The organism is Rhizobium sp. Pop5 (assembly GCF_024721175.1).
In the GTDB taxonomy this organism is placed as follows: domain Bacteria; phylum Pseudomonadota; class Alphaproteobacteria; order Rhizobiales; family Rhizobiaceae; genus Rhizobium.
Map to the genome: position 1 here is coordinate 318,074 of NZ_CP099399.1, position 23,685 is coordinate 341,758.

A 23,685-nucleotide genomic window follows, 5' to 3' on the forward strand; every position below is an offset into this window, starting at 1 on the left:
GTTAGTCCTCGAGCGGCAGGATCGCGATTTCGAACCAATATTCCTTCAGTCGCTGGATCGCGGCAAACAGCCCGTCGAGATCGACGGGCTTTTGCACGTAAGTATTGGCGCCGAGCGCATAGCAGCCTTCGATATCACGCTCGTCGTCGGAGGTCGTGAGAATGACGACGGGAATCTTGCGCCAGCCGTCGTTCGACTTGATCGCCTCCAGCGTTTTACGGCCATCGAGACCCGGCATGTTGAGATCGAGCAGGATCAGCCCGGGCTTCGGCACCATCGCGGTGAGCATGTCGAGCGCTTCCTGACCGGAGGCTGCCCAGCGGATCGAATTGCGCAGATTGGTGCGTTTGAAGGCGCGCATCGTTGCTTCGAAATCGTCTTCGCTGTCCTCGACGATCAGGATCGGTTGGGTGTCACGCTGCTGCATTCTGTCCCTCACGCTTTTTCCCCAAGGTGAAATAGAATGTCGTACCGGTACCGACCTCCGATTCCAGCCAGATATCGCCGTTGTGCCGTGCGATGATCTTGCGGACGAAGGTGAGGCCTGCTCCGGTTCCGTCGTCGGAATCCTGCGATTTTTCAAGCCGTTTGAAAATGCGGAAAATATCCTCGTGGAATTCCTCTGGAATGCCCTTGCCGTTATCCTTAACGAAAAACACGTTGCGGGCAACCGTGCCGTCCTTGCCGACGAACCGGTCGAGATAGCCGATTGAGACGAGCGGGGCCGGCTTGTCGTTGTATTTGATCGCATTGGTGATGAGATTGCGGAACACTTCGGTCAGCCGCGGCGCGTCGCAGATCACCTCCGGCAACCGGCCATCGATGATCACCTTGGCATGCCGGTCTTCCAGCAGAAGCTCCATCGTCGCGGCGACATCTTTGACGATCATGCCGATATCGGTGCGCTTGACTGCCAGCTGCTGCCGGCCGAGGCGGGAAAAATAGAGGAGGTCGTTGACGAGCTTCTCCATGCGCTGGCTGAGGCGCACGAGCCGGTTCAGCCGTCGCACCCCGTCTGTATCGAGCTTGTCTTCGTAGTCTTCCAGGAGGAAACGGGAGTGATTGTGCAGACCGCGCAACGGTTCCTTGAGATCATGCGAGGCGATATAGGCGAATTCGTCGAGATCGTGGTTGCTGCGCTCGAGATCGGCCGTATAGGCCTCGAGCTGGGCAAGCGTCGTCTTCATCCGTTCTTCCTGCCGAACGCGCTCGCTGATATCGCGCACGATGCCGACGAAGGTCTTCGTATGGCCGGTGACGATGGCGCTGATCGAGACGTCGATCGGAAAGACGATCCCGTTCTTGCGCCGTCCGGAGACCGTGCGCGTCGTGCCGATGATTCGCTCCTCGCCGGTCTGCCGGTAATGGGCGAGATAGCCATCATGCTCGGAATGGTAGGGTTCGGGCATCAGCATCTTGATGTTCCGGCCGACCGTCTCCTGCGGCGAATAACCGAACATGCTTTCGGCTGCTGGATTGAAGCTTGCGATTGTTCCACCCTCGTCGATGACGATGACGGCATCGGGCGTGCTGCGCAGCAGCGCGCCGAAGCGGACACGCTCGTTTTCCAGATGATGGGTATTGCGCATGAAATAAAAGATGAGAATGGCGATCAGCCAAAGCGTGGCGGCCGTGATGGCGCGGTTGGCGATCTCCTGCCAGAACACCGCTTCATCGTGCTTGACGGCGAAGAAGCCGAGCGTCAGCAGCACGGTGCAGGCAAAGGCGAAGAAAAGCGGCGCGTCCCTGTTGCCGAACCAGAGCGCCGTCAGCACCAGCGGCACGTAGAGAATGCCGTTGGCAACGCCGAGCGGCGTATAGAGATCGACGAGAAGACCGGTGAAGCACACCGCAGCCGGAATCCACAGCGGGATCTGCGCCCGGTTGGCCGGCTGCATCAGCCATGACCTTGCCAGAAGTCCCGAGCCGAAAACAACCATGCCGACCGCCGTATGCAGCGCCATCGCGGCATAGACGCCCCAGCGATAACCTTGTTCGGCATCGGTGACATAGCCGGCCAGCGCGATCATGCCGAGGGTAATGACGATATAGCTCGTCAGCTCCTGCACCACCTGGCTTTTCGAGCGTTCCGTCCGGAGCGAGAGCAGCAGCGAAAGATTGCCGATCAGGAAGATCAGCGCCGTATTCGGCCCCATGCCGCCGCCGATCTGCGCTATGAAGTCAGGCGGGATCACGAATTGCGACACCAGGACGTCGACATTGTGGAAGGTCCGCCCGAGGGTAGCGAGTTCCACCAGCCGTGCCGCTGCGATCGCCGCAGCCAATCCGGCCGTGATCGCCGCCATCACCCGAAAACGGCGGGCGGTGAGCGTCGAGGTGGCGAGCCCCACGCCGGAAAGCACAAAACAGAGCGCGGTGTTGAAGGCCATCGAGGGAAAGTCGGGAACGACAGAAATGATCAGCTTGATCTGCAGCAGCCAGCCGGCGAGAACGGTTATGCCGAGAAGAACCATCAGGCAGCCGACGGCAATCGCGAAGGCCCGGTAGCGCCACCGCGTCGGCTGGTCCTGCAGGTTCAAATCGCTCCTATCCTGCACCCGCGTATCCTCCTCGGTTCGCGCGGTCATTTTTTCCGAAATCGCGGAAACCTCAATAGGTAAGCGAAGACTGTGCCGTGCTTTTTGCGAAATGATTCACGCTGCGGTATATCGAATTTTAGCAAAACGCGGTTATCCTGATGCGGAAGGACAGCGAGGATCATCCGAACAATATCTGAGTTGCGGTGCTGGATGCCTACTTTATTTTGCGTCGATGACAGCAGGGATGACCTCTTCTATCTCGACTATATCAGCAGGAAGCAGCAGATAGACGTCGATCTATTCTGTTTTTCGACCGCCGAGGCGGCATTCGTGGCGCTGGAGCAGCGCGTGGCGGAAGACAAGGCCCTGCCCGAGCTGCTGATCGCCGATCTCTATATGCCGCTGGACAGCGGTATTGGGCTGGTGAACCGGCTGCGCCGGGACGATCGCTTCAAGGCGATGCGGCTAGGCATCTGCAGCGGATCGGATGCCGACGAGGACCGCGCACGTGCGCTTGAGGCCGGTGCCGATTTCTATCTGGAAAAGCCGCTTGACCTAGCCGCCATTATTCTCAATCTCTAAGTGTATGAACCGGCGGAAGCTCCGAGACCTGTTCTCCACGGTTCGTCCGAGCCATACGAGAAACCGCAATTGACAAGGCCGAGCACGCATCACAAGATGCAACCGAAGCGAAGACAAGGGAACGCAAAAATAAGCGCTGAGAGAACCGATCTACCCGCGTTCGCCGCCACGAACATCAGCCAACCCCTTAGCTGAATGGGCCTATCGGCTCTCTCGCGCTTACGTCTGGCACTGCCTTCTCGCATTCATGGATGTTGAATGCAGGAAGAAATACGATACCCAGGTAAGAACTACTGCCCTCAGTAAAATCTGCCCGTGCATCACCTGTAGTTGAGATAATTGATGATTTCCGCCTTACATATCGAAAGTCCCCGTTTTCGATATTTGTCATCAACCGTCTCGCAATTTTTGTAGCTCTTCGCGTTTAAGACGTATATCCCAAGATTTCGGGATCGGAGGAATCGGCGGGAGGAGAGGAAGAGTGGGAATGAACAATGCCCCGGCAATTCCCTTTCATGCCGGACCGGAGCTCAGCCGGGCGATCAACCGGACCGATTTTTTTCGTCTGCTGAAGGCGGCGGCGCAGCACTATAACTTCGCTAATTTCGCGCTTGCCCGCATTTCCGAGGCTTCGACGCCCTTTGGTGAACGCGATATCGTCATCACCAATGTCGCCGAGCGGCGCGTCGGTCTTTTCATCACGACATTGAAGGAAGCGCTCGGGACCGCGCGGGCGAAATCCGCCCAGTTTCTGGCGACGCCGGTCCATGGCCGGAGCGCGCAGCCGGAAGGCTATACGTCTGATTTCGCCTTTAACGAGTTCCGCAGTGGCGTCTTTCTCTTCATCCCGTTGTTTACGCCGGAAGGGCGGCGATACTGCCTCGTGCTCAGCGGCGAGCGTCAGGAGCCCGACCAGAGCGAGATCGCCGACATCCTGCTTGACGCCATGCGCATCTTCGACAAGCTTTACGAAGAAATCCTGACGCAGGAAATGTCCGGGCGGCTGACGCAGCGCGAAGCGGAAATCGTCAAATGGACGAGCGAAGGCAAGACCTCGGCGGAAATCGCCATCATCCTCGGCCTGTCCGAACATACGGTCAATTCGCATATCACTGCGGCGGCGCGCAAACTTGATGCCGTAAACCGCGTTCATATGGTGGCGATCGCCTTGAGAAACGGTTTGGTCTCGTGAAGCTGGTTTCGGGATTAGGGAATTAAGACGATGATCGCCGAAGCAACTCGAAGGGGCCAGGTAAAAGTTCTCTTTGTAGACGACGAATTCATAGAATTCCGTGCGCTGAAGAAGAAGATCGCCGATCTCTCGGAGCCCGTGGTCGAGCTCGAATATTCGCAATCGATCGGCGATGCGCTGGAAAAGGTCCGGGAGGCGCGCTTCGATCTCATCCTGCTCGACAATCGGCTCCTGCCCAATGCCGATTTCCGCGACACGGTGCCGGAGCTGCGCGGCATCGGCTACACCGGCCCGATCGGCGTCGTCTCGACCGATATTTCGGGCGGCTATTTCCAGGAGTTCCCGGACTACGGCGTCGATTTCCGCATTGGCAAGGACGAGATCGACGTCCAGACGCTGCAGCATATCATCCGCGAATATGTGACCTACGCCGTTCCGGACTTCTGGAAGGACGACTACAGCATCTGAGCAATTCCAGCAAAAGCGTAGGCTTTCGATGCTGTGCCTGTCAGGCGATGGGAAGGCGAATGGTGAAGCGGCTGCCGCTTTCATCCGAATGCTCGAGCCTGACATCGCCGCCAAGTGCTGCCAGAAACTCCCGCGCGGTCGTTAGTCCGAGACCGGCGCCAGGGACGGCTCCCGCCTTCGGCAATTTCCAGAAAGCCTCGAATATGCGCTCCTGATGGGCCGGATCGATGCCTGTCCCGTTGTCTGAAATTCGGATGAACCAGTCCGCCCCCTCCCGTTCGGCCGTGATAGTCACCTGCGGCGGAGATTCGCTGCTATAGGTAAGAGCGTTGGACATGAGATGCCGCAGCGCCAAGCCGAGCAGGGCAGGGTCGGTACGGATTGAGGGCAGGCCTTCGCTCGCGAGCGTGGCGTCATGCACTGCGATTTCATCGGTCAGCTCGCCCCAGATCGTCTCTGTCAGCGCCCGCAGATCGAACTCTTCAGGCGTTACCTGAGGAGCTCCTCCCGCAAGGCTCATCAATGACTTGGTAAGGCGCTGGGCCGTCTGCGCCTTTTCCATGATCATCCGGAGGCTTTGAAGTTGTTCGCTGTCGAGCGTCTCTTCGAGATCGTCCAGAAGCAGCTCGGCATACATGGCGATATGGCGCAGCGGCGATTGCAGGTCGTGTGAGGCTGTCGCGAGAAAACGCTTGATTCGCTCCTCACTCTCGCCGGTCGCATTGCTGTCCAACGGTCTCGTCGGGTTGGGTGACATCTGACAATTTCCCCGATCTTGGTAGCTAACAATAGAAAAAGGGCGCAGGTTCTGCAACCGGCGCCCTTCCAAATGATGCGTTAACAACCACGCCTAGCTGGCGGACTTGCGCGGGCGACCCTGTTCCGGCGGAATGATTTCGACATCGCTTGCCGGAGCCGCCTTGGCATGGCGGCGGCGCCAGTCGCCAAGGAAGAGCAGGATCGGGGCTGCGATGAAGATCGACGAGGCGCCGGCAACCAGAATGCCGAAGACCATCGGGATCGCGAAGCTCGACACCGCGCTGCCGCCCCAAATCGCCATCGGCACAAGGGCAAGGAAGGCCGTCGCGTTGGTATAGAGGCTTCGCGCCAGGGTTTCGTTGATCGATTTGTCGATGATCTCGCGCAGCGGCATCGATTTGTAGAGCCGCATGTTTTCGCGCATGCGGTCGTAGACGACGACCTTGTCGTTCACGGAGTAACCGACGAGGGTCAGGATGGCGGCGATGGCCGTCAGATTGAAGTCGAGGCCGGTAATCGCGAAGAAGCCGATCGCCTTGGTGACGTCGAGGACAAGGGTCACGATAGCACCGACGGCGAACGGCCACTCGAACCGGGCCCAGATGTAGATGAGCATCGCGAAGCTTGCGATCACGACCGACAGGATGCCGGCCGAGGCAAGCTCACCGCTGACCTTCGGGCCGATGACATCGGTGCCTTCCACGGTTGCAGTCGGATCGATCTTGGCGACTTCGGCCTTCAGCTTGGTCACCGCCGCCGTCTGCGCCTCTTCGCCGCCTTCCTGTCGCTGGGCGCGAACGAGAATGCTGTTGTTGTCGCCAAAGGACTGAAGCGTGATTTCTCCGAGGCCAAGACTATCAAGGCCCTCGCGGAACTTCGCAAGATCGGCCGCGCCCTGTGTCTTGACGGACATCTGGATGCCGCCGCGAAAGTCGACGCCGTAGTTGAGGCCGGGATGGATGAAGAGCACGACGGAGGCGATCGAAAGCAGCGCCGAAACGGTGACGCCGAAGAAGCGCGCCTTCATGAACTGGATGTGCTTGTCATAGGGGCTGAACGGGATCAGCGGCCGGATGTTCAGCACTTTGAACTTGCGGCGGCGGGTAATCTCGATCATCGCGACGCGCACGAAGGCGACCGAGGTGAACATCGAGATGATGAGGCCGAGCGCCATGGTGACGGCAAAGCCGCGAACCGGTCCGGAGCCGAAATAGAACAGGATGGCCGCAGCGATGAGCGCCGTCATGTTGCCGTCGATGATGGTCGAATAGGCACGATTGAAGCCGGTGTCGATGGCGGCGAAGGCGCTTTTGCCCTTGCGCGTTTCTTCACGGATGCGCTCGTTGATGAGAACGTTCGCGTCGACCGCAAGGCCGATGCCGAGAACGACGCCGGCAATACCCGGCAGGGTCAGCGTTGCACCGACCAGCGTCAGCGCCGAGAAGGTCAGGAAGGTGTGGATCAAGAGCGCCACGTTCGCCAGGATGCCCCAGGTGCCGTAGAGCACGAAGATGAAGGCGGCGACGAGGATAAAGCCGACGATGCCGGAATAGATGCCCATCTTGATGGCATCGGCGCCGAGGTCGGCGCCGACGGTGCGTTCTTCGATCACTGTCAGCTTGGCGGGCAGGGCGCCGGCGCGCAGCATGGCGGCAAGCGTCGTTGCGCTGTCGGCCGAGAAGCTGCCGGAGATCTGGCCCGAGCCGCCGGTGATCGGTTCGCGGATGACGGGCGCGCTCAGCACCTTGTCGTCGAGGACAATGGCGAAGGGATTGCCGACATTCTGGCGGGTGATCTCGGCAAAGCGCGTGGCGCCGGCGCTGTCGAAGCGGAAGCTGACGACTGGCTCATGCGTGTTCGGATCGAAGCTGACGCGGGCATCCGACAGGCGGTCGCCTGAAATCTCGACGCGATCGAGGACCGGATAGGTTCTGCCTTCGGCGTCGTTCAGCATGGTGACGCCGGGGCCGGGCTGGTTGTTCGGCGAAAGCATATGGAACGACATCTTCGCCGTGGAGCCGAGAAGCTCGCGCAGGCGTGACGGATCCTGCGCGCCAGGAAGCTGCACGAGCACGCGATTGCCGCCGATGCGCTGGATGGTCGGCTCGGAGACGCCGACTTGGTCGACGCGCTGGCGAATGACTTCAAGGCTCTGCTGGACGGCATTGTCGACGTTGGCGGAGATGCCGGCCGGCGAGAAGCCGACGCTGATGGTGGCTCCGTTCGCCGTGACGTCGAGATCCGTCTGGCCGGCGCTGATGCCGGTGCTGATCGGGTTCGCAAGCGTCTTGAGGTCGGTGACCGCTGCATCGCTCTGCGAGGCGTCGGCAAGCGTCACGACGATCTGGTTCTGGCTGCGCACGACGGCCTTCGGCTGGATGCCTTTTTCGCGCAGCACACGGCGCGCGTCCTGAAGCAGCGACTGCAGCCGCTCCTTGGTGAGATCGGCTTCATCGACTTCCAGAACGAGGTGCGAGCCGCCGCGCAGGTCGAGGCCGAGCGAGACCTGGTCGTGCGGCAGCCATGCCGGCATGCGCTGGAGGACGGACTGCGGCAGAACGTTCGGCAAGGCGATGAATAGGCCGAGTACGATGATCACCGTATAGGTGAGCACCAGCCATGGTGAAGTACGCATGTTGTATTCCTTGATAATCGGGGGCCGGCGCTCGGGCGCTGGCGGCATGTCGTCAATGGCAGGAAGCGCCGCTCGGCGCAGGCGTCAGGCAGCGGCCGGCGGTGCGCGCGGCTGATGCGCCCTGAAAATTGCGGCATGAAGCGGCGCTTCGAATGCCGGGAGAGGCACGGCCGTGTTCCAGCCGGCGAAATCGAGAGCCGGGACGACCGCGAGGGTAGCCTGTCCGCCCTCGTGGGCGGCTTGTTTCGACGCAAGCTTGCGCTCGGCAGTAAGCACCCCCCGCACAGCATCGCGCGCGGTCAGTTGCGGCTGCTGCGGATCGCGCCCCGAAGATGAAAGCGTATTGACGGCCGCGGCTGGCGAAATAACCAGATTGCCGCCGAAGAGCAGGCCGAGATAGGCAAGGATGGCGAAGAGGACAGATGCGGCGATACGGCTCGTCAGATGGCGCTGGTCCAGCTCCATCTTCTCCGTCCCGGCGATGTCACTCCCGTATCGGCTCAAAAGCGCGCCAATCTCTCATTCTTTTTCCGGCGGAAGCGTATCCGCCGGCAGGATTGTATCAGGCCCATGCCCGTCTTCATAGGGCACACTCTCATGATGCACTTGGGCGAGCCGGTCAACCATGCCAAGCGCAATTTCCCGTTCGCCCATGATGACGGTGTCGGCGCCATATTCCTTCAGCTCGTCCACCTCGGCGTCGGAATGGGCGCGGGCGACGATGAGGATGGAGGGATTGACGCTGCGCGCCTGCTCGGCGATCCGGCAGGCCTCGAAGGCGTTCGGTATGGCGATGGCAAGGCTGCGCGCCGTCGAAAGATTGGCAAGATCGAGTGTATCTCTCGCCACCGCGTTGCCCATGAAGGCTTCGATGCCCTGCGCCTTCAATTCGCCGATGCGCTTGTCGGAATCTTCGATCACGAGGAAGGGCGTGCCCGACGACTTGAGGTTCTGCCCGACGATCCGGCCGACGCGCCCATAGCCGATGAGGATTGCGTGGCCGTTGAGGGCGGTCGGATGCACGTCATCGTCTTCGCCCAGCGGCCGCTCCTCAGCGGTGGCCGCATCCGTGGCGGGAGCGGGCTCGGCCGCGGTCTCTTCGCGCTTTGCCCCTTCGAGAACCGGCCGCAGACGATCGCAGAGGAAGAACAGCAGCGGATTGAGCACGATCGAGATGATGGCGCCGGCAAGGATGAGATCGCGGCCCTCCTCAGGAAGCAGCCCGAGTTCGACGCCGAGGGCGGCGAGGATGAAGGAGAATTCGCCGATCTGGCCGAGGCTTGCCGAAATCGTCAGCGCTGTGGAGAGCGGCTTCTTGAAGGCGAGCACGATCAGAAGGGCGGCCACGGACTTGCCGATGACGATGATGAAGATGGTCGCGAGGATCGGCAACGGCTTGTCGATCAGGATATTCGGATCGAAAAGCATGCCGACCGAGACGAAGAAGAGCACGGCGAAGGCATCGCGCAGCGGCAGGCTTTCCTGCGCGGCGCGATGGCTGAGCTCGCTTTCGGCGAGCACCATGCCGGCAAAGAAAGCGCCGAGCGCCAGCGACACGCCGAAGAGCTTCGCCGCCCCGAAGGCGACGCCGAGCGCGATCGCCAGCACCCCGAGCCGGAAGAGTTCGCGCGAACCGGTATGGGCGATGCGGTGCATCGTCCAGGGGATGAGCTTGCGGCCGAAGACCAGCATCAGCGCCACGAAAAGCGCCACCTTCACCAGCGTCATGGCGATCATGCCGCCGACGCCGAGATCGAGTCCGAGCAGGCGGTTGAGCCCCGCCGAAAGCGGCTCGGCCGGACCATGGCCGCCGCCGATGCCGGCGGCAGCCGGGATCAGCACCAGCGCCAGCACCATGGCGAGATCCTCGACGATCAGCCAGCCGACGGCGATCCTGCCGCGCTCCGTCTCGACGAGTCGCCGCTCCTGCAGCGCTTTCAGCAGCACGACGGTGGAGGCGACCGAAAGCGCCAGGCCAAAGACCAGGCTGCCGCCGGTCGGCCAGCCCATGAAAGCGCCGAGCCCCCAGCCGAGCAATGTGGCAAAGGCGATCTGCGCAATCGCGCCGGGCACGGCGATGCCGCGTACCGACAGAAGATCCTTGAGGGAGAAATGCAACCCGACGCCGAACATCAGCAGGATGACGCCGATTTCGGCGAGCTCCGGCGCAAGGCTCTGATCGGCGACGTATCCCGGCGTATGCGGTCCGACCAGCACGCCGGCGATCAAATAGCCCACCAGCGGCGGCATGCGCAGCCGGTGGGCAATGGCGCCGAAGATGAAAGCCAGCACAAGGCCGCCGACGATTGTTGAAATCAAGGGCGTGTCGTGTGGCATAATCGTCTCCCGATCTGGAAACCCCGGTCGTAACGTGACATATATGGTCTATATCGACCAATATGGGTGAGTTGAAATCATGGGTCAAGGCGCCAGGGAAACAATTCTGAGCCCCGCTCTCTGCCGTGCTGCACGCGGCCTGCTCGACTGGACCCAGACCGAGCTTGCAGAGAGGGCCGCCGTCTCGCGCAGCACGATCCGTGATTACGAGGGCCGCCACCATGATATCCATCGTGCGACCGAGGCGCAGCTGCGCCTCGCCTTCGAGGAGGGCGGCGTCAAATTCGTGGAGATCGAAGGGGCCGGCACCGGTCTCTGCCTGCCCAAGCGGATGAGTTGATTTTGCTCAGGGCGCCAGGCAGGCGGCGGAGACCTTGTAGATATAGAGCGCCTTGCCCTTGTAATAGCCCTCTGTCGGCCGCCAGTTCTTTAGCACTTCAGGCGTTTCGGCGGCGCAGGTGAAGGGGCTGCCGGTCAGGAAAAGCACCTTGCCGGTAATCTCGGTGGGCAGGGCGAATTCCTGCTCGTAATAGCTTTCGGGAAGGCCCGCCGGTGCCCGCGCATAGATCCTGTAGGATGAGTCGCGCAACGTATAGAACAGATCGGCGACCATGTCGCGATCGTTGGTGACGATGATATCGGTGCCGGTCTGGCCTGCAAATGCTGCCGCTTCGCGGCTGACCTCGGCGCGGCCGAGATAACGCTTCATCAACTCGTCGCCGTTAGGCAGCAGTACCTGTTGCGGGAAAATCGTCGCCAGCGGAAAGAGCAGACTTGCAATGCCGTTGATGGTGAGCGACAGCCTGAGCCCCTTCGGCCACAGCCGATAAAGCAGCCAGACGGCAAGAATGGTTCCCGCGACATAGGCTGTCACAGCCCAATTAGCATAGGCCTTGGCGATCGTTGCCTGCAGGGTGATGAGCAAGACCACCGGCATCGACAGCCAGACCAGCATCTTCTCCCGGTCATCGCTCCGTCCTTTAATCATGCGGTAGACCGCCCAGAGGATTGCGAAGAAGATAATCGGCCCTACGACGCCGAACTGGGCGGCGAAGAATTCAAGGCCGCCGCGAATATTGATACGGAGTTCGCTCCAATGGGCGATGTCTTGCGTATGCCGCACGGTCGTATTGTCGTGCTGCAAGTTCCACCAGAGGTTCGGCAGGGCGACAACCGCCGATACCGCGACCGCGATGATGAAATCCCGAATGGCGATGCGCGCCGACGGAATGAGGAGAAGGGCGATCGCGCCGCCCGGAACGACGAAGAGCACGGCATATTTCGTCAGGAAGGCAAGTCCGACGCCGAGGCCCATGACGAGCGCCAGTCCGACCGAGCGTCGTTGCGTCAGGCCGAAATAGGCAAGCAGGGCGATTGCGATGAAGAACAGCAGAATCACATCGGTTGAGAAGAACACCGAGGAAAGCGCAACGCCTGGAAGCGTGATGTAAGTGACGCCAGTCCAGCCTTCGATCTCCGGCCCGACGAAACGCTTTGCCGTCTTCATCAGCACCAGTGCTGCCGCCATGTGGATGAGCGGCCCCAGCAGCCTGATCCAATAGATGGCGTTGGAGCCGGAAAGCTCGGTCATCGCCCGGATCACCCAGGCGATCATCGGCGGTTTCGAGTAATAGCCGAGATCGAGATTCTGCGACCAGAACCAATACTGTGCCTCGTCGACGAAAAGGTCCGTCGCATCAAAATGGAGCGTGACGACGCGCCAGAGCGTGAAGCCAAGGACGATGAGGAGACCAGATCTGGGGGACATGAACCGAGTGTTCCGCTGACATGAAAGGCGGGAGTGCGATACACCAAAGGTGCGGAACTGCCAACGGGGAGGGGAGAGATGAACCGGATCTGAAAGATCGGGCTACGTTTTCAGAACACCCGAAGCGCGCGGATGTCGCGGTTTGCGGAGATGGAATCGAGGCGGGCGACGGCTGCGAGCACCGTCATTGCGATCAAGCAGGAACCCAATCCGAGAACAATCATTGCTCTGTCCTTGTCGACGTCATGTCTTGGTTATCGACCGGCATATAACACGGAGCTTGCGTGTGCCTTGTAGCAGCCCTGCAACTGCGCGGCAGTATTTCTTGTGAACTGCCTTGAATTGCTTCAAAAGCCCGCGCCGCGAGAGGCTTATTAACCTTCAGGCAAGGAATTAACCATAAACATTGGTTTACACGTCGGAATGGGAAGATGCACTCGTTCCCACCAGGCATGACGCCGTACCGCCGTACCGGGTTGATCCGGTATCCATCTCTTCAGACAGCTCCGAAACATAGCTGATCAGGGGGCTTCGTTCCGCCGGTTGCGACAGGCGGTGAGGACGTCTCCACGCTTTGTATCCATCGGATGCTGCGAAAGTTTTTGGCCGGGCACTCGCCCGGAACATGGGTTGGGGACAGGCGTTGAGGCAGGATATGCCATCAGATCAGGCTCGTGGAGCGCAGGCAGGCAGCTTGCGCGACCGCCTGCGCTTTGCTGGTCTCGATGCCGACCAGTGCGAGCTCGTGCGCCGCAACCGCCCAACCCTCGAAGCGCATCTGAAGGCGGGCCTGCGCGACCTCTTCCACCGGTTCCAGTCCTTTCCCGACGCCGCGCGCAATTTCGAGAGCGAGCGCCAGGTCGACCGCCTGCATGATCTGCAGTCTTCGCATTGGGACGTCCTGACGGACGCGCGGTTCGACAGCCTCTATGCCGAGCGCGTCAAGGTCCTCTCCGATACCGAAAGCAAGATGGGGCTCGATCCGCGCTGGCACGTGGCCGGCCACGGCGTCATGCTCGAACATGTCGTTTCCGGTCTCGCACAAGAGATCGCCGGCCGCCCCTTGCTGCCGTCGGCCAAGCGCCGCGCGCGCGAAATCGCCGACCTGATGACGGCGATCATCCGTATCGTGATGGTCGATGTGGAAATCGCCGTCTCGCTCCGCTTCAACGCGCTGCGGGCCACCCAGAGCCGCGCGCTCGCCGATCAGCGCGCCGACAATGAAGCCGAAATCGCCCGAATCTTCGGCGATGTCATCGAAGGCCTTTCCGCCCGCGACCTGACGCGGCGCGCACCTGTCGAGGGCGATAGCGCCTATACCGGGATCGCCGCCGCGCTGAACGGCGCGCTGGACGGCCTGCAGGCCGAATTCACCGCCATCACCGAGCGCACTGATAAGGCGGAAGCTGCGACGGGCGCGCTTGCCGGTGTGTCGCGGCAGTTCGCCGGCGCCGCTTCCGGCCAGGCCGATCGCCTGCAGCTTTCCGCCGCCGCCCTTGCCGGCATCGCCGGCAGTGTGCGCGACGGTGCGGCCGACAGCCGCGCCGCCGAACAGGCAGCCGCTTCGACCCGCGCCGCCGTCGAGGAAAGCGGCGAGGTCGTTGGCCGCGCGATCAGCGCCATGGCCGATATCGAGCAATCGGCCGAAAAGATCGGCCAGATCATCGGCGCGATCGACGAGATCGCCTTCCAGACCAATCTTCTGGCGCTGAATGCCGGCATCGAAGCCGCCCGCGCCGGCGAATCCGGCCGTGGTTTTGCCGTTGTCGCCCAGGAAGTCCGCGCCCTTGCCCAGCGCTCGGCCGAAGCCGCCCGCGAGATCAAGACGCTGGTGACGACGACCAAGGCGCAGGTCGACGCCGGCGTGCAGATGGTCGGCCGCACACAGGATTCGATCGGCAGCATCGTGCGCCAGGTCACCGACATCAACGCCGCTATCGCCGGCATCGCCACGAAGACCGGCGAGCATGCCGCAAGCCTCGACAGCGTGACATCGGACGTCAAGGGCCTGGGTGCCGAGGTGGCCGATAGCGCCGGCTTTGCCGAGCGTTCGGCGCAAGGCGCCGACCATCTTCATACGGTCATTCTCGAACTCGGCCAGACGATCCGGGAATTCCGAATCGCCCGGGAAAACGCTCACGCCGGCCGTGCGGCGCCGGTTCGTGTGACGCCGCCGCGTTCCATCGAGGCGGCCGCCCGTCCGGCAGCGGTCGAAGACGAATATGAAAATGATGATTTTGGCCTTCCGCAGCCCTTCGCAAGCGTCGGAGGTGGGCGGAATGTTTACTAACCTATCGGATTATCGCCTCAGCTCGTCTTTCCGGGCTGGAGACAAGGGGACAAGGAAAAGCTGATGGTAGCAAAGAAGAGTGGCAAGACGCTGAATTTGACAGCGGTGCTCGACCTCAACGAGGCTTCAGCCTTGCGCGACAAGCTCCTCTCGCTGCGCGGCAGCGGTCTTTCGATCGACGCATCCGGCGTCGAACGGATCGGTGCTCTTTGTGCTCAGGTTCTGATGTCCGCCGAGAAGACCTGGGAGCAGGACAAGCAGCCGTTCACCTTTTCCAAGGTGTCCGATGCATTTGAGAAAACCATGCAGCTGGTTGGCGTCAATATTGACCACCTGCTCGCCAAGGAGATTCGGCAATGAAGAAAAAAGTGCTTACCGTGGATGACTCCCGCACCATCCGGAATATGCTTCTGGTGACGTTGAACAATGCAGGCTTCGAGACGATCCAGGCCGAAGACGGCGTCGAGGGCCTCGAGGTTCTCGAAGAGTCCAATCCCGACGTCATCGTGACCGACATCAACATGCCGCGTCTCGACGGCTTCGGTTTCATCGAGGGTGTGCGCCGCAACGAGAAATATCGGGCGATCCCGATCCTGGTCCTGACCACCGAAAGCGACGCGGAAAAGAAGAACCGCGCCCGCCAGGCCGGTGCCACGGGCTGGATCGTCAAGCCTTTCGACCCGGCCAAGCTGATCGATGCCATTGAGCGTGTAACCGCTTAAACCCAGGATTTTCTCCTATGGATATGAACGAAATCAAAGAGATCTTTTTCCAGGAGTGCGAGGAACAGCTCGCCGAGTTGGAATCCGGTCTTCTGAAAATGAATGATGGCGATCGCGATCCGGAAACCGTCAACGCGGTGTTCCGTGCCGTGCATTCGATCAAGGGTGGCGCTGGCGCCTTCGGCCTTGACGATCTGGTAGCCTTCGCCCATGTTTTCGAGACCACTCTCGATTGCGTTCGTTCCAACAAGCTCGAACCGACCCAGGACGTCCTGAAAGTGATGCTGAAGTCGGCTGACGTGCTCGCCGACCTGACGAATGCAGCGCGCGACGGCGGCAGCGTCGATGAAAGCCGCAGCCGCGGTCTCGTCAAGGAACTTGAGGCGCTCGCCAACGGCGAATTGCCGTCTCCCTCCGCAGCCGCCGAAGCCCCCGCGCCGAAGGCCGCCGCAAAGCCGGCCGCACCGGCGGCGGCAGCACCCGCTCCGAAGCCGACCGACGACAGCGGCTTCCAACCGGTTCCCTTCTCTTTTGATGATTTCGGCGGCGAGAGCGATGCCGACTCCGATCTGCCGGCCTATGAAATCATCTTCAAGCCGCGCTTCGAGCTCTATTCCAAGGGCAATGACGCCACCCTGCTGCTGCGCGACCTCTCGCGTCTCGGCGAGATGACCATCTATTGCAATACAGATGCCCTGCCGGGCCTCGAGGAGCTCGATCCTGAAGGCGCCTATTTCTTCTGGAACGTTACAATCAGGACGGACAAGGGCGAAGACGCCATCCGCACCGTCTTCGAATTCGCCGAGTGGGATTGCGAACTGACGGTAAAGCCGGTCGACGAAGCGGTGGGTGGTGCGAACTCCAACGAAGAACTGCCGATGGTGCCGGTTCCCTTCGATCTGTCGATCCTGGATGAATCGAGCGCTGCGGAAGAGAGCCCCGCCGCCGTCAGGGCCGACGAGACGGCCGCAGCCGTTGCCGCCGCTGAAACCGCCTCCAATGTCACGCAGATGGCCGCAGCCGCCGCTCGCGTCGAAAAGAAGGAATCGGCAGCCGCCGCGGCAGCAGCGGCCGCAAACGCCGCCGCCCAGAACAACGCCGCCGGTGCCGGCCAGACGATCCGCGTCGATCTCGACCGCGTCGACCGCCTCATCAACCTCGTCGGCGAACTGGTCATCAACCAGGCGATGCTGTCGCAGAGCGTCATCGAAAACGACACGACCGGCACCTCCTCGATCAACATGGGCCTGGAAGAGCTGCAGCAGCTCACCCGCGAAATCCAGGACTCGGTCATGGCGATCCGCGCTCAGCCGGTGAAGCCGGTCTTCCAGCGCATGTCGCGTATCGTCCGCGAAATCGCCGACATGACCGGCAAGTCGATCCGCCTGATCACCGAAGGTGAAAATACCGAAGTCGACAAGACCGTCATCGACAAGCTGGCCGAGCCGCTGACCCACATGATCCGCAATGCCGTCGACCACGGCATTGAAACGCCCGAAAAGCGCGCTGCCGCCGGCAAGAACACGGAAGGCACGGTTCGCCTCACCGCCAAGCATCGTTCGGGCCGCATCCTGATCGAGCTTGCCGACGACGGCGCCGGCATCAACCGCGAGAAGGTCCGCCAGAAGGCGATCGACAACGACCTCATCCCGGCCGACGCCAACCTGTCGGACGAGGAAATCGACAACCTGATCTTCCTGCCGGGATTCTCCACGGCCGACAAGATCTCCGATATCTCCGGCCGCGGCGTCGGCATGGACGTCGTCAAGCGCTCGATCCAGGCGCTGGGCGGCCGCATCAACATCACCTCGAAGCCCGGCCACGGCTCGGTCTTCACGATGAGCCTGCCGCTGACGCTCGCCGTCCTCGACGGCATGGTGGTCACCGTCGCCGGCCAGACGCTGGTCGTGCCGCTGACCGCGATCGTCGAAACCCTGCAGCCGGAAGCCGCCGCGATCCACTCCTTCGGCGCGAACCACCGGCTGATCTCGATCCGCAATTCGTTCTGCCCGCTGGTCGATGTCGGCCGCATCCTGAACTTCCGCGCGACCCAGGCCAATCCGGTCGAAGGCGTGGCGCTTCTGGTGGAATCCGAAGGCGGCGGCCAGCGCGCCCTGATGGTCGATGCCATCCAGGGGCAGCGCCAGGTGGTCATCAAGAGCCTGGAAGCAAACTACACGCACGTGCCGGGCATCGCCGCCGCCACCATTCTCGGCGACGGTCGCGTGGCTCTCATCCTCGATGTCGACGCGGTTGTCGGCGCCTCGCGCGGCCAGTCGCTCAAAGCGGAAATGTCGTTAGCAGCGGTAGGATAAGGCAATGTCGTACACTGTAAAAAATCTGAACCAGGGGGATCGCGAGCTGATTGCGTTCCGCATCGGGGATCAGGAATTTTGCGTGAACATCATGTCGGTTCGCGAAATCCGGGGCTGGACCCCGGCGACCGCGATGCCGCATTCGCCGACCTATATGCTGGGTGTCATCAACCTGCGCGGCGCAGTGCTGCCGATCATCGACCTTTCGGCCCGGCTCGGCATGAAGCCGGCGGATCCGACCGCCCGTCATGTCATCATCGTCGCCCAGGTCCGGCGCAAGGTCGTCGGCCTTCTGGTCGACGCCGTTTCCGACATTCTGACCGTCACCGACGAAATCATCCAGCCGACGCCCGAGATCTCCTCCGACCTCGAACGTCAGTTTGCCCGCGGCGTTCTGGCCATCGAGAAGCGCATGATCTGCCTGATCGAACTCGAAGCCCTCTTCCCCGAAACCGAAAGCGAAGCCGCATGAATGCAATGGGCGCAAAAGATCAGCGGCAGGGAGCCGACGAGGTCCTGGCGAGCGGGGAATATCCGCTGACGCGCCGCGACCTCACGGAAATCGCCGCGATGATCTATTCGGATGCCGGCATCTTCCTCAACGAGACGAAGGCTTCGCTCGTCTATTCCCGTCTGTCGAAGCATATCCGCAATCTCGGCCTGTCCGGCTTCCGCGAATATTGCACCCTGGTCGCTTCGCCGGCCGGCGCTGCGGCGCGCCGCGAAATGCTTTCGCATCTGACGACCAATTTCACCCGGTTCTTTCGCGAAAACCATCATTTTGAGCATCTGCGGGACCACGTCCTGCCGGAGCTTCTGCAGCGGGCGAGATCGGGCGGCAGGGTGCGCATCTGGTCGGCCGCCTCCTCCGACGGGCAGGAGCCCTATTCGATCGCCCTGACCGTGCTGTCGCTGATGCCGAATGTTGCCGATTATGACTTCAAGATTCTGGCGACCGACATCGATCCTAAGATTCTCGCGATCGCCCGGGCCGGCGCTTATGACGAAAGCGCGCTCGAAACCGTATCGCCTGCCATGCGCAAGCAATGGTTCAGCGAAGTTGAGGTGCAGGGGCGCCGGAAGTTCCAGGTCGATGACCGTGTCAAGCGGCTGATTACCTATAATGAGCTGAACCTGATGGCGCAGTGGCCGTTCAAGGGCAAGTTCGACGTCATCTTCTGCCGCAACGTCGTCATCTATTTCGACGAGCCGACGCAGATGAAGATCTGGCAGCGTTTCGCCGGCCTGCTGCCGGAAGGCGGCCATCTCTACATCGGCCATTCCGAGCGTGTTTCGGGCGAGGCGAAACACGTCTTCGACAATATCGGCATCACCACCTATCGCTACACCACCAAGGCTCTCGGGAGGAAGGCATGAGCGCGCCGGCAAGAGTTCTTGTTGTTGACGACTCGCCGACGATGCGCGGCCTGATCACCGCCGTCCTGAGTTCGGATCCCGAAGTCAATGTCATCGGCCAGGCCGGCGACGCGCTTGAGGCGCGCGAGGCGATCAAGCGGCTGAATCCGGATGTCGTGACGCTCGACATCGAGATGCCGAACATGAACGGCCTCGATTTCCTCGAAAAGATCATGACGCTGCGTCCCATGCCCGTCATCATGGTATCTACGATGACGCATCGTGGCGCGGAGGCCACGCTTGCGGCGCTTGAGATCGGTGCCTTCGACTGCGTCGGTAAACCTGCGCCGGGCGAACCCAGGCCCTTCGGCGACCTCGCCGAGAAGGTCAAGGCGGCCGCGCGCACGCAGCGCCAGTTTTCTCAGCCTGTGGCCGCCGTCGCACCGCCGCCCGCCGTCGCGGATTTCCGCGTCGGCCGCAAGATCGTCGCCATCGGCTCGTCGACCGGCGGCGTCGAGGCGCTGATCGCCGTGCTGCAGAAGTTTCCGGCGAATTGCCCGCCGACCGTCATCACCCAGCATATGCCGCCGACCTTCACCAAGAGCTTCGCCGAGCGGCTGAACCGCCTCTGCGCGCCGGTGGTGCAGGAAGCGACCGACGGCGCCCGTCTCGAAATCGGCAAGATCTATCTGGCGCCCGGCGGTGAGCGTCATCTCCAGGTCACCAGTGCTTCCGCGCCCTGCTGCCGTCTTGTCGACCGGCCGCCGGTCAACGGACACCGACCGTCAGTCGACGTGCTCTTTGATTCGGTCGCGGAGCTGGCAGGCCGCAACGCCGTCGGCGTGATCCTGACCGGAATGGGCCGCGATGGCGCGGCCGGATTGTTGAAAATGCGCCACGCCGGCGCCAGAACGCTCGGCCAGAACGAAAAAACCTGTGTCGTTTACGGAATGCCAAGGGTTGCCCACGAACTTGGCGCCGTTGAGCAGCAGCTGCCCCTGTCTGCCATCGGTGAGGAAATATTGAAAATGACAGCCGCCCGAAAGGAAGGGACCGAATAATGTCGATCGCGGAGAAAATCAAAGTTCTGATCGTTGACGATCAGGTAACGAGCCGGTTGCTGCTCAGCGATGCGCTGACCCAGCTCGGCTTCAAGCAGATCACGTCCGCAGGCGACGGCGAGCAGGGCATGAAGATCATGGCCGAGCAACCGCACCACCTGGTGATCTCGGATTTCAACATGCCGAAGATGGATGGCATCGGCTTCCTTCAGGCGGTGCGCACGAATCCCAACACCAAGAAGGCGGCCTTCATCATCCTCACCGCCCAGGGTGACCGCGCGCTGGTGCAGAAGGCGGCCCAGCTCGGCGCCAACAACGTGCTCGCAAAGCCGTTCACGATCGAAAAGATGAAAGCGGCTATTGAAGCCGTGTTTGGAGCCTTGAAATGATCAATGAGGGGGCAGCCCGCCGCGTGCACATCATTCAGGGCGAGTACAAGGTTTTGAGCGACCCGAATGCGGTGCTCTCGACCATTCTCGGCTCGTGCGTGGCTGCGTGCCTCCGAGATCCTGTCGCCGGCGTTGGCGGTATGAACCACTTCTTGCTGCCCGGCACGGCGAACTCGCCGATGACCGGCGGCGATGCCACGCGCTACGGCGTGCATCTGATGGAATTGCTGATCAACGGTCTCCTGAAGCAGGGCGCCCGGCGCGACCGGCTGGAGGCAAAGATCTTCGGCGGCGCGAAGACGATCTCGACATTCTCCAATGTCGGTGAGCAGAACGCGGCCTTTGCCGTGCAGTTCCTGAGGGATGAAGGCATTCCGGTAGTCGGTTCCTCCACCGGCGGAGAGCATGGACGCAAGCTTGAATATTGGCCGGTCTCCGGTCGTGCCCGGCAATACCCCCTGACCGGCGCCGAAACGCAGAGAACCGTCGCTCTCGAGCAGCGCCCCGCCGCTCCGCAGAAGCCCGTCGAAACCAGTATCGAATTTTTTTGATGGCGAGGATTTTCATATGACATTTACCCCCGTGATGGAGCCGCCCGCGCCTGTCGAAGCGCTGAGCGACATCCTGATGCGCATCGTTTCCGAACTGCACGACGTCGCCTACCTCATCGAGCGCATCGAGCCGCAGCTTCTCGAACTCGGCGGCGGCGCCGACGTCCTGAATTCGCCCGACGCCATGAAGGTCATGCAGGGTATCGATCTCGCGGTGCAGAAGTCGCGCGGCCTTGCCGAATTCATCGACACCATCACCGGCGAAATCCCGCACGGCTGGACGGTGGACGTCGCCACGGCCCTCAGCCTCGTCAAACTGGCGGAGATGCAGAAGGCGCTCGGCGGCGCCACGCGCCACGGGCACTCCCAGCCGCTGAGCAAGGCGGCCGGCGACTTCGATTTCTTCTAGCAGCTTTTCACTCCGCGCGCTCTTACGAAACGCTCGCACAAGTTTCGCCGATTAATCGTCAGATGAGGCAATAAGCCTGCTTTGTCTTTGACGGATCGCGCGAGAACAGAATGAATCTGTTAAATCAATTAGTTCAGATTTTTAAGAACTTTGGTGCCCTAGGCCGAACACGCCTGATGATTCTGGGAGGCGTCGGCGCCGTTTCCATCGCAATCGTCCTTGCGGCTGCCCTTTTCGTCAACAAGCCGGCACAGGAAACGCTCTATGTCGGCCTGGATTCTCCCGATCTCAACCAGATCAGCATGGCGCTGGCCGAAGCCAACATCAATTTCCAGGTCGGTACGGACGGTTCCAGCATCACCGTTCCCGCGGGAATGACGGGCAAGGCCCGTCTGATGCTTGCCGAACGCGGCCTGCCGAACAGCGCCAATGCCGGTTATGAACTTTTCGACAATGTCGGTTCTCTCGGCCTGACCTCCTTCATGCAGGAGGTGACGCGGGTTCGGGCTCTGGAAGGCGAAATCGCCCGTACCATCCAGTCGATCTCGGGTATAACAGCCGCTCGCGTCCATATCGTCATGCCGGAGGTCGGAAACTTCCGGAAGGCGGAGCAGAAACCGACCGCCTCCGTCATGATTCGCGCAAGTGCCGCCACCGGACGCAGCGCCGCCACCTCGATCCGCCACCTCGTCGCCTCGGCCGTGCCGGGGCTGGACGTCGATGATGTGACGATCCTCGATTCCGCCGGCCAGCTGCTTGCATCAGGTGACGAGGCGAGCAACAGCTCGCTGAATCGCTCGCTCAGCATCGTGCAGAACGTCCAGCAGGAAGTCGAATCCAACATCGACAAGGCGCTCGCCCCCTTCCTCGGCATGGACAATTTCCGCTCCAGCGTCACCGCCGATCTCAACACGGACGCCCAGCAGATCCAGGAAACCACCTACGATCCGGAATCCAAGGTCGAACGCTCGGTCCGCTCGACCAAGGAAGCCCAACAGTCTCAGCAGAAGCAGTCCGACAGCGCGACGACCGTCGAGCAGAACATTCCGCAGGCGGCTCCGCAAGCCGGCGGCTCCGCCGGACCCGAATCGCAGGACAAGTCCGACAAGCGCGAAGAGCAGACCAACTACGAAATCAACAGCAAGACGACGGCGACGACCCGCAACAGCTACAAGGTCGAGAAGCTTTCGATCGCGGTGGTGGTCAACAGGGGCCGCATCGCCAAGATGGTCGGCGAGCCCGCCGATCAGGCCAAGATCGACGCCTATGTCGCCGAAATGCAGAAGATCGTTGCTTCGGCGGCCGGCATCGACGCCAAGCGCGGCGACGTCGTTACCGTCACGGCCATGGACTTCCTCGAGAACCAGCTGCTCGAAGAGGCCAGCAGCGGCGTCCACGTCATGGATATGCTGAGCCGCAACCTTGCCGGCATCATCAACTCGCTCGCCTTCGTCGCGGTCGCCTTCGTGGTGGTCTGGATGGGTCTGCGGCCTCTGGTGCGCAGCGTCAGCGGCAACTCCACCGCGGTTCTCGGCGACGCCACGCCGGAAGCGGTCGGCCTCGAGCTTCCCGACTTTGCCCCGGCGGCCGGAGCGCCCGGAGGGGCTCTCATGGACGGCTTCGGCTCCGACTTCGGCTTCGACAGCACCGAGGATCTTCTCAGCCTCGGCGACGACGACGGCAATTTCAACCGTCGCGTCAAGGAGGGCCCGGAACGCAAGCTCGCCCGCATGGTCGAAATCAACGAGGAGCGCGCCGCGAAAATCCTCAGGAAATGGGCAATCGACGACGCAGCGTAAGAAAAGGCCGGGCAACCGGCCTTTTTCTATTTTACCAAATTTTGCCGCCCCTAACGAGAATGTTACCGGTCCCTACAAAGCAAGAAAGACCCGCTGCGTCGCCGATTGTCGAAATACAGAGAGTATGGATGCAGGGTTTGACGTGTAGTCGAGAGTATCGTTCAGTCGAAGAGCGCGTTTCTGTGCAGTCCGAAAAAATACGAGAGCTACATCGTCGCGAAGTTGTTAAGCCCCTTTTCGATATGCTCAACGCAGGGAGCTTGAATAGGAATAAAGTATCACTTGCATTGAATTGGAGCTGTGGGAAGGCGGATAGACTTGCTGTGGATCACTCGCGTAAAACGCGAATCAAGTTGCGGTACAGCCAGAATCACCTTAGCCTCCCCTATATCTTGAGGGGCGCAATTGGTGCTCGAATCAGTGCATGGGCTGCGGTGGAAGTAAATCCCCAGAAGTCGGAGATGGTGATTTGCATCGGCTGTCTTACCCTTGAATGATTCTGAAATGGGATT

22 protein-coding genes are annotated in these 23,685 nt (G+C 61.4%); 15 read left to right on the forward strand and 7 right to left on the reverse strand.

Annotated elements, in window-relative coordinates:
• Position 1: 1 nt before the first annotated feature.
• Positions 2-427: a response regulator gene (locus NE852_RS03780; RefSeq protein ID WP_004674503.1), complete on the reverse strand. Its 426-nt coding sequence runs from the start codon at positions 425-427 to the stop codon at positions 2-4.
• A complete protein-coding gene (locus NE852_RS03785) occupies positions 414-2,588 on the reverse strand; it encodes a PAS domain S-box protein (protein WP_008523935.1) in 2,175 nt (724 codons plus the stop codon). The genes NE852_RS03780 and NE852_RS03785 overlap by 14 nt, the downstream gene beginning before the upstream one ends.
• Before the next feature lie 162 nt (positions 2,589-2,750).
• Between NE852_RS03785 and NE852_RS03790 the strand changes: the two genes are divergently transcribed.
• From NE852_RS03790 to NE852_RS03800, 3 genes are all read left to right on the forward strand, one after another.
• Complete coding sequence (locus NE852_RS03790; protein WP_008523934.1) at positions 2,751-3,122, forward strand: response regulator; 372 nt, start codon at positions 2,751-2,753, stop codon at positions 3,120-3,122.
• Between the two features lie 487 nt (positions 3,123-3,609).
• A complete protein-coding gene (locus NE852_RS03795; protein ID WP_008523931.1) occupies positions 3,610-4,314 on the forward strand; it encodes a LuxR C-terminal-related transcriptional regulator in 705 nt (234 codons plus the stop codon).
• Positions 4,315-4,344: 30 nt separating this feature from the next.
• Positions 4,345-4,782: a response regulator gene (locus NE852_RS03800; RefSeq protein ID WP_008523930.1), complete on the forward strand. Its 438-nt coding sequence runs from the start codon at positions 4,345-4,347 to the stop codon at positions 4,780-4,782.
• A 40-nt stretch (positions 4,783-4,822) separates the two neighbouring features.
• Here the strand turns inward: NE852_RS03800 and NE852_RS03805 are convergent, their stop codons facing one another.
• The 4 genes from NE852_RS03805 to ybaL form a co-directional block, all read right to left on the reverse strand.
• Positions 4,823-5,539, reverse strand: coding sequence for an ATP-binding protein (locus tag NE852_RS03805; RefSeq protein WP_037170804.1), 717 nt, complete (start codon positions 5,537-5,539; stop codon positions 4,823-4,825).
• Between the two features lie 93 nt (positions 5,540-5,632).
• Positions 5,633-8,176 carry a protein translocase subunit SecD gene (gene secD, locus NE852_RS03810; protein ID WP_037170803.1) on the reverse strand — a complete coding sequence of 848 codons (2,544 nt, stop codon included), beginning with the start codon at positions 8,174-8,176 and terminating at the stop codon, positions 5,633-5,635.
• An 84-nt stretch (positions 8,177-8,260) separates the two neighbouring features.
• Complete coding sequence (locus tag NE852_RS03815) at positions 8,261-8,641, reverse strand: hypothetical protein (RefSeq protein ID WP_008523923.1); 381 nt, start codon at positions 8,639-8,641, stop codon at positions 8,261-8,263.
• 54 nt (positions 8,642-8,695) lie between these two features.
• Positions 8,696-10,513, reverse strand: a complete 1,818-nt coding sequence (gene ybaL / locus NE852_RS03820) for a YbaL family putative K(+) efflux transporter (RefSeq protein ID WP_258156201.1) — start codon at positions 10,511-10,513, stop codon at positions 8,696-8,698.
• Between the two features lie 79 nt (positions 10,514-10,592).
• Between ybaL and NE852_RS03825 the strand changes: the two genes are divergently transcribed.
• Positions 10,593-10,853: a helix-turn-helix domain-containing protein gene (locus NE852_RS03825; RefSeq protein WP_008523831.1), complete on the forward strand. Its 261-nt coding sequence runs from the start codon at positions 10,593-10,595 to the stop codon at positions 10,851-10,853.
• 6 nt (positions 10,854-10,859) lie between these two features.
• On the opposite strand, the gene NE852_RS03830 is transcribed toward NE852_RS03825, so the two are convergent.
• On the reverse strand, positions 10,860-12,281 hold the full coding sequence (locus NE852_RS03830; RefSeq protein ID WP_008523823.1) for a glycosyltransferase family 39 protein: 1,422 nt from the start codon (positions 12,279-12,281) through the stop codon (positions 10,860-10,862).
• 655 nt (positions 12,282-12,936) lie between these two features.
• Between NE852_RS03830 and NE852_RS03835 the strand changes: the two genes are divergently transcribed.
• The 11 genes from NE852_RS03835 to fliF all read left to right on the forward strand — a co-directional run bounded on the left by NE852_RS03835 (position 12,937) and on the right by fliF (position 23,173).
• Complete coding sequence (locus tag NE852_RS03835) at positions 12,937-14,571, forward strand: globin-coupled sensor protein (protein WP_258156202.1); 1,635 nt, start codon at positions 12,937-12,939, stop codon at positions 14,569-14,571.
• Between the two features lie 63 nt (positions 14,572-14,634).
• On the forward strand, positions 14,635-14,931 hold the full coding sequence (locus NE852_RS03840; protein WP_008523807.1) for an STAS domain-containing protein: 297 nt from the start codon (positions 14,635-14,637) through the stop codon (positions 14,929-14,931).
• Positions 14,928-15,293, forward strand: coding sequence for a chemotaxis response regulator CheY1 (cheY1, locus tag NE852_RS03845; protein ID WP_003570362.1), 366 nt, complete (start codon positions 14,928-14,930; stop codon positions 15,291-15,293). Before NE852_RS03840 ends, cheY1 begins: the two co-directional genes overlap by 4 nt.
• A 17-nt stretch (positions 15,294-15,310) precedes the next feature.
• Entirely contained in the window at positions 15,311-17,608 is a 2,298-nt protein-coding gene (locus NE852_RS03850; protein WP_258156203.1) for a chemotaxis protein CheA, read from the forward strand.
• 4 nt (positions 17,609-17,612) lie between these two features.
• Positions 17,613-18,080, forward strand: a complete 468-nt coding sequence (locus NE852_RS03855) for a chemotaxis protein CheW (protein ID WP_008523793.1) — start codon at positions 17,613-17,615, stop codon at positions 18,078-18,080.
• The gene (gene cheR / locus NE852_RS03860; protein WP_008523791.1) at positions 18,077-18,985 is read left to right on the forward strand and encodes a protein-glutamate O-methyltransferase CheR; all 909 of its coding nucleotides are present in this window, start codon (positions 18,077-18,079) and stop codon (positions 18,983-18,985) included. The genes NE852_RS03855 and cheR overlap by 4 nt, the downstream gene beginning before the upstream one ends.
• Positions 18,982-20,025 (forward strand): protein-glutamate O-methylesterase CheB, encoded by a 1,044-nt coding sequence (cheB, locus tag NE852_RS03865; protein ID WP_008523788.1) that lies wholly within the window; start codon positions 18,982-18,984, stop codon positions 20,023-20,025. The genes cheR and cheB overlap by 4 nt, the downstream gene beginning before the upstream one ends.
• Positions 20,025-20,414, forward strand: a complete 390-nt coding sequence (locus NE852_RS03870; protein WP_003556488.1) for a response regulator — start codon at positions 20,025-20,027, stop codon at positions 20,412-20,414. Before cheB ends, NE852_RS03870 begins: the two co-directional genes overlap by 1 nt.
• Complete coding sequence (cheD, locus tag NE852_RS03875) at positions 20,411-20,965, forward strand: chemoreceptor glutamine deamidase CheD (RefSeq protein WP_008523781.1); 555 nt, start codon at positions 20,411-20,413, stop codon at positions 20,963-20,965. The genes NE852_RS03870 and cheD overlap by 4 nt, the downstream gene beginning before the upstream one ends.
• A gap of 16 nt (positions 20,966-20,981) precedes the next feature.
• Complete coding sequence (locus tag NE852_RS03880; RefSeq protein ID WP_008523780.1) at positions 20,982-21,374, forward strand: hypothetical protein; 393 nt, start codon at positions 20,982-20,984, stop codon at positions 21,372-21,374.
• 110 nt (positions 21,375-21,484) lie between these two features.
• Positions 21,485-23,173, forward strand: coding sequence for a flagellar basal-body MS-ring/collar protein FliF (gene fliF, locus NE852_RS03885; RefSeq protein ID WP_008523779.1), 1,689 nt, complete (start codon positions 21,485-21,487; stop codon positions 23,171-23,173).
• Positions 23,174-23,685 lie beyond the last annotated feature (512 nt).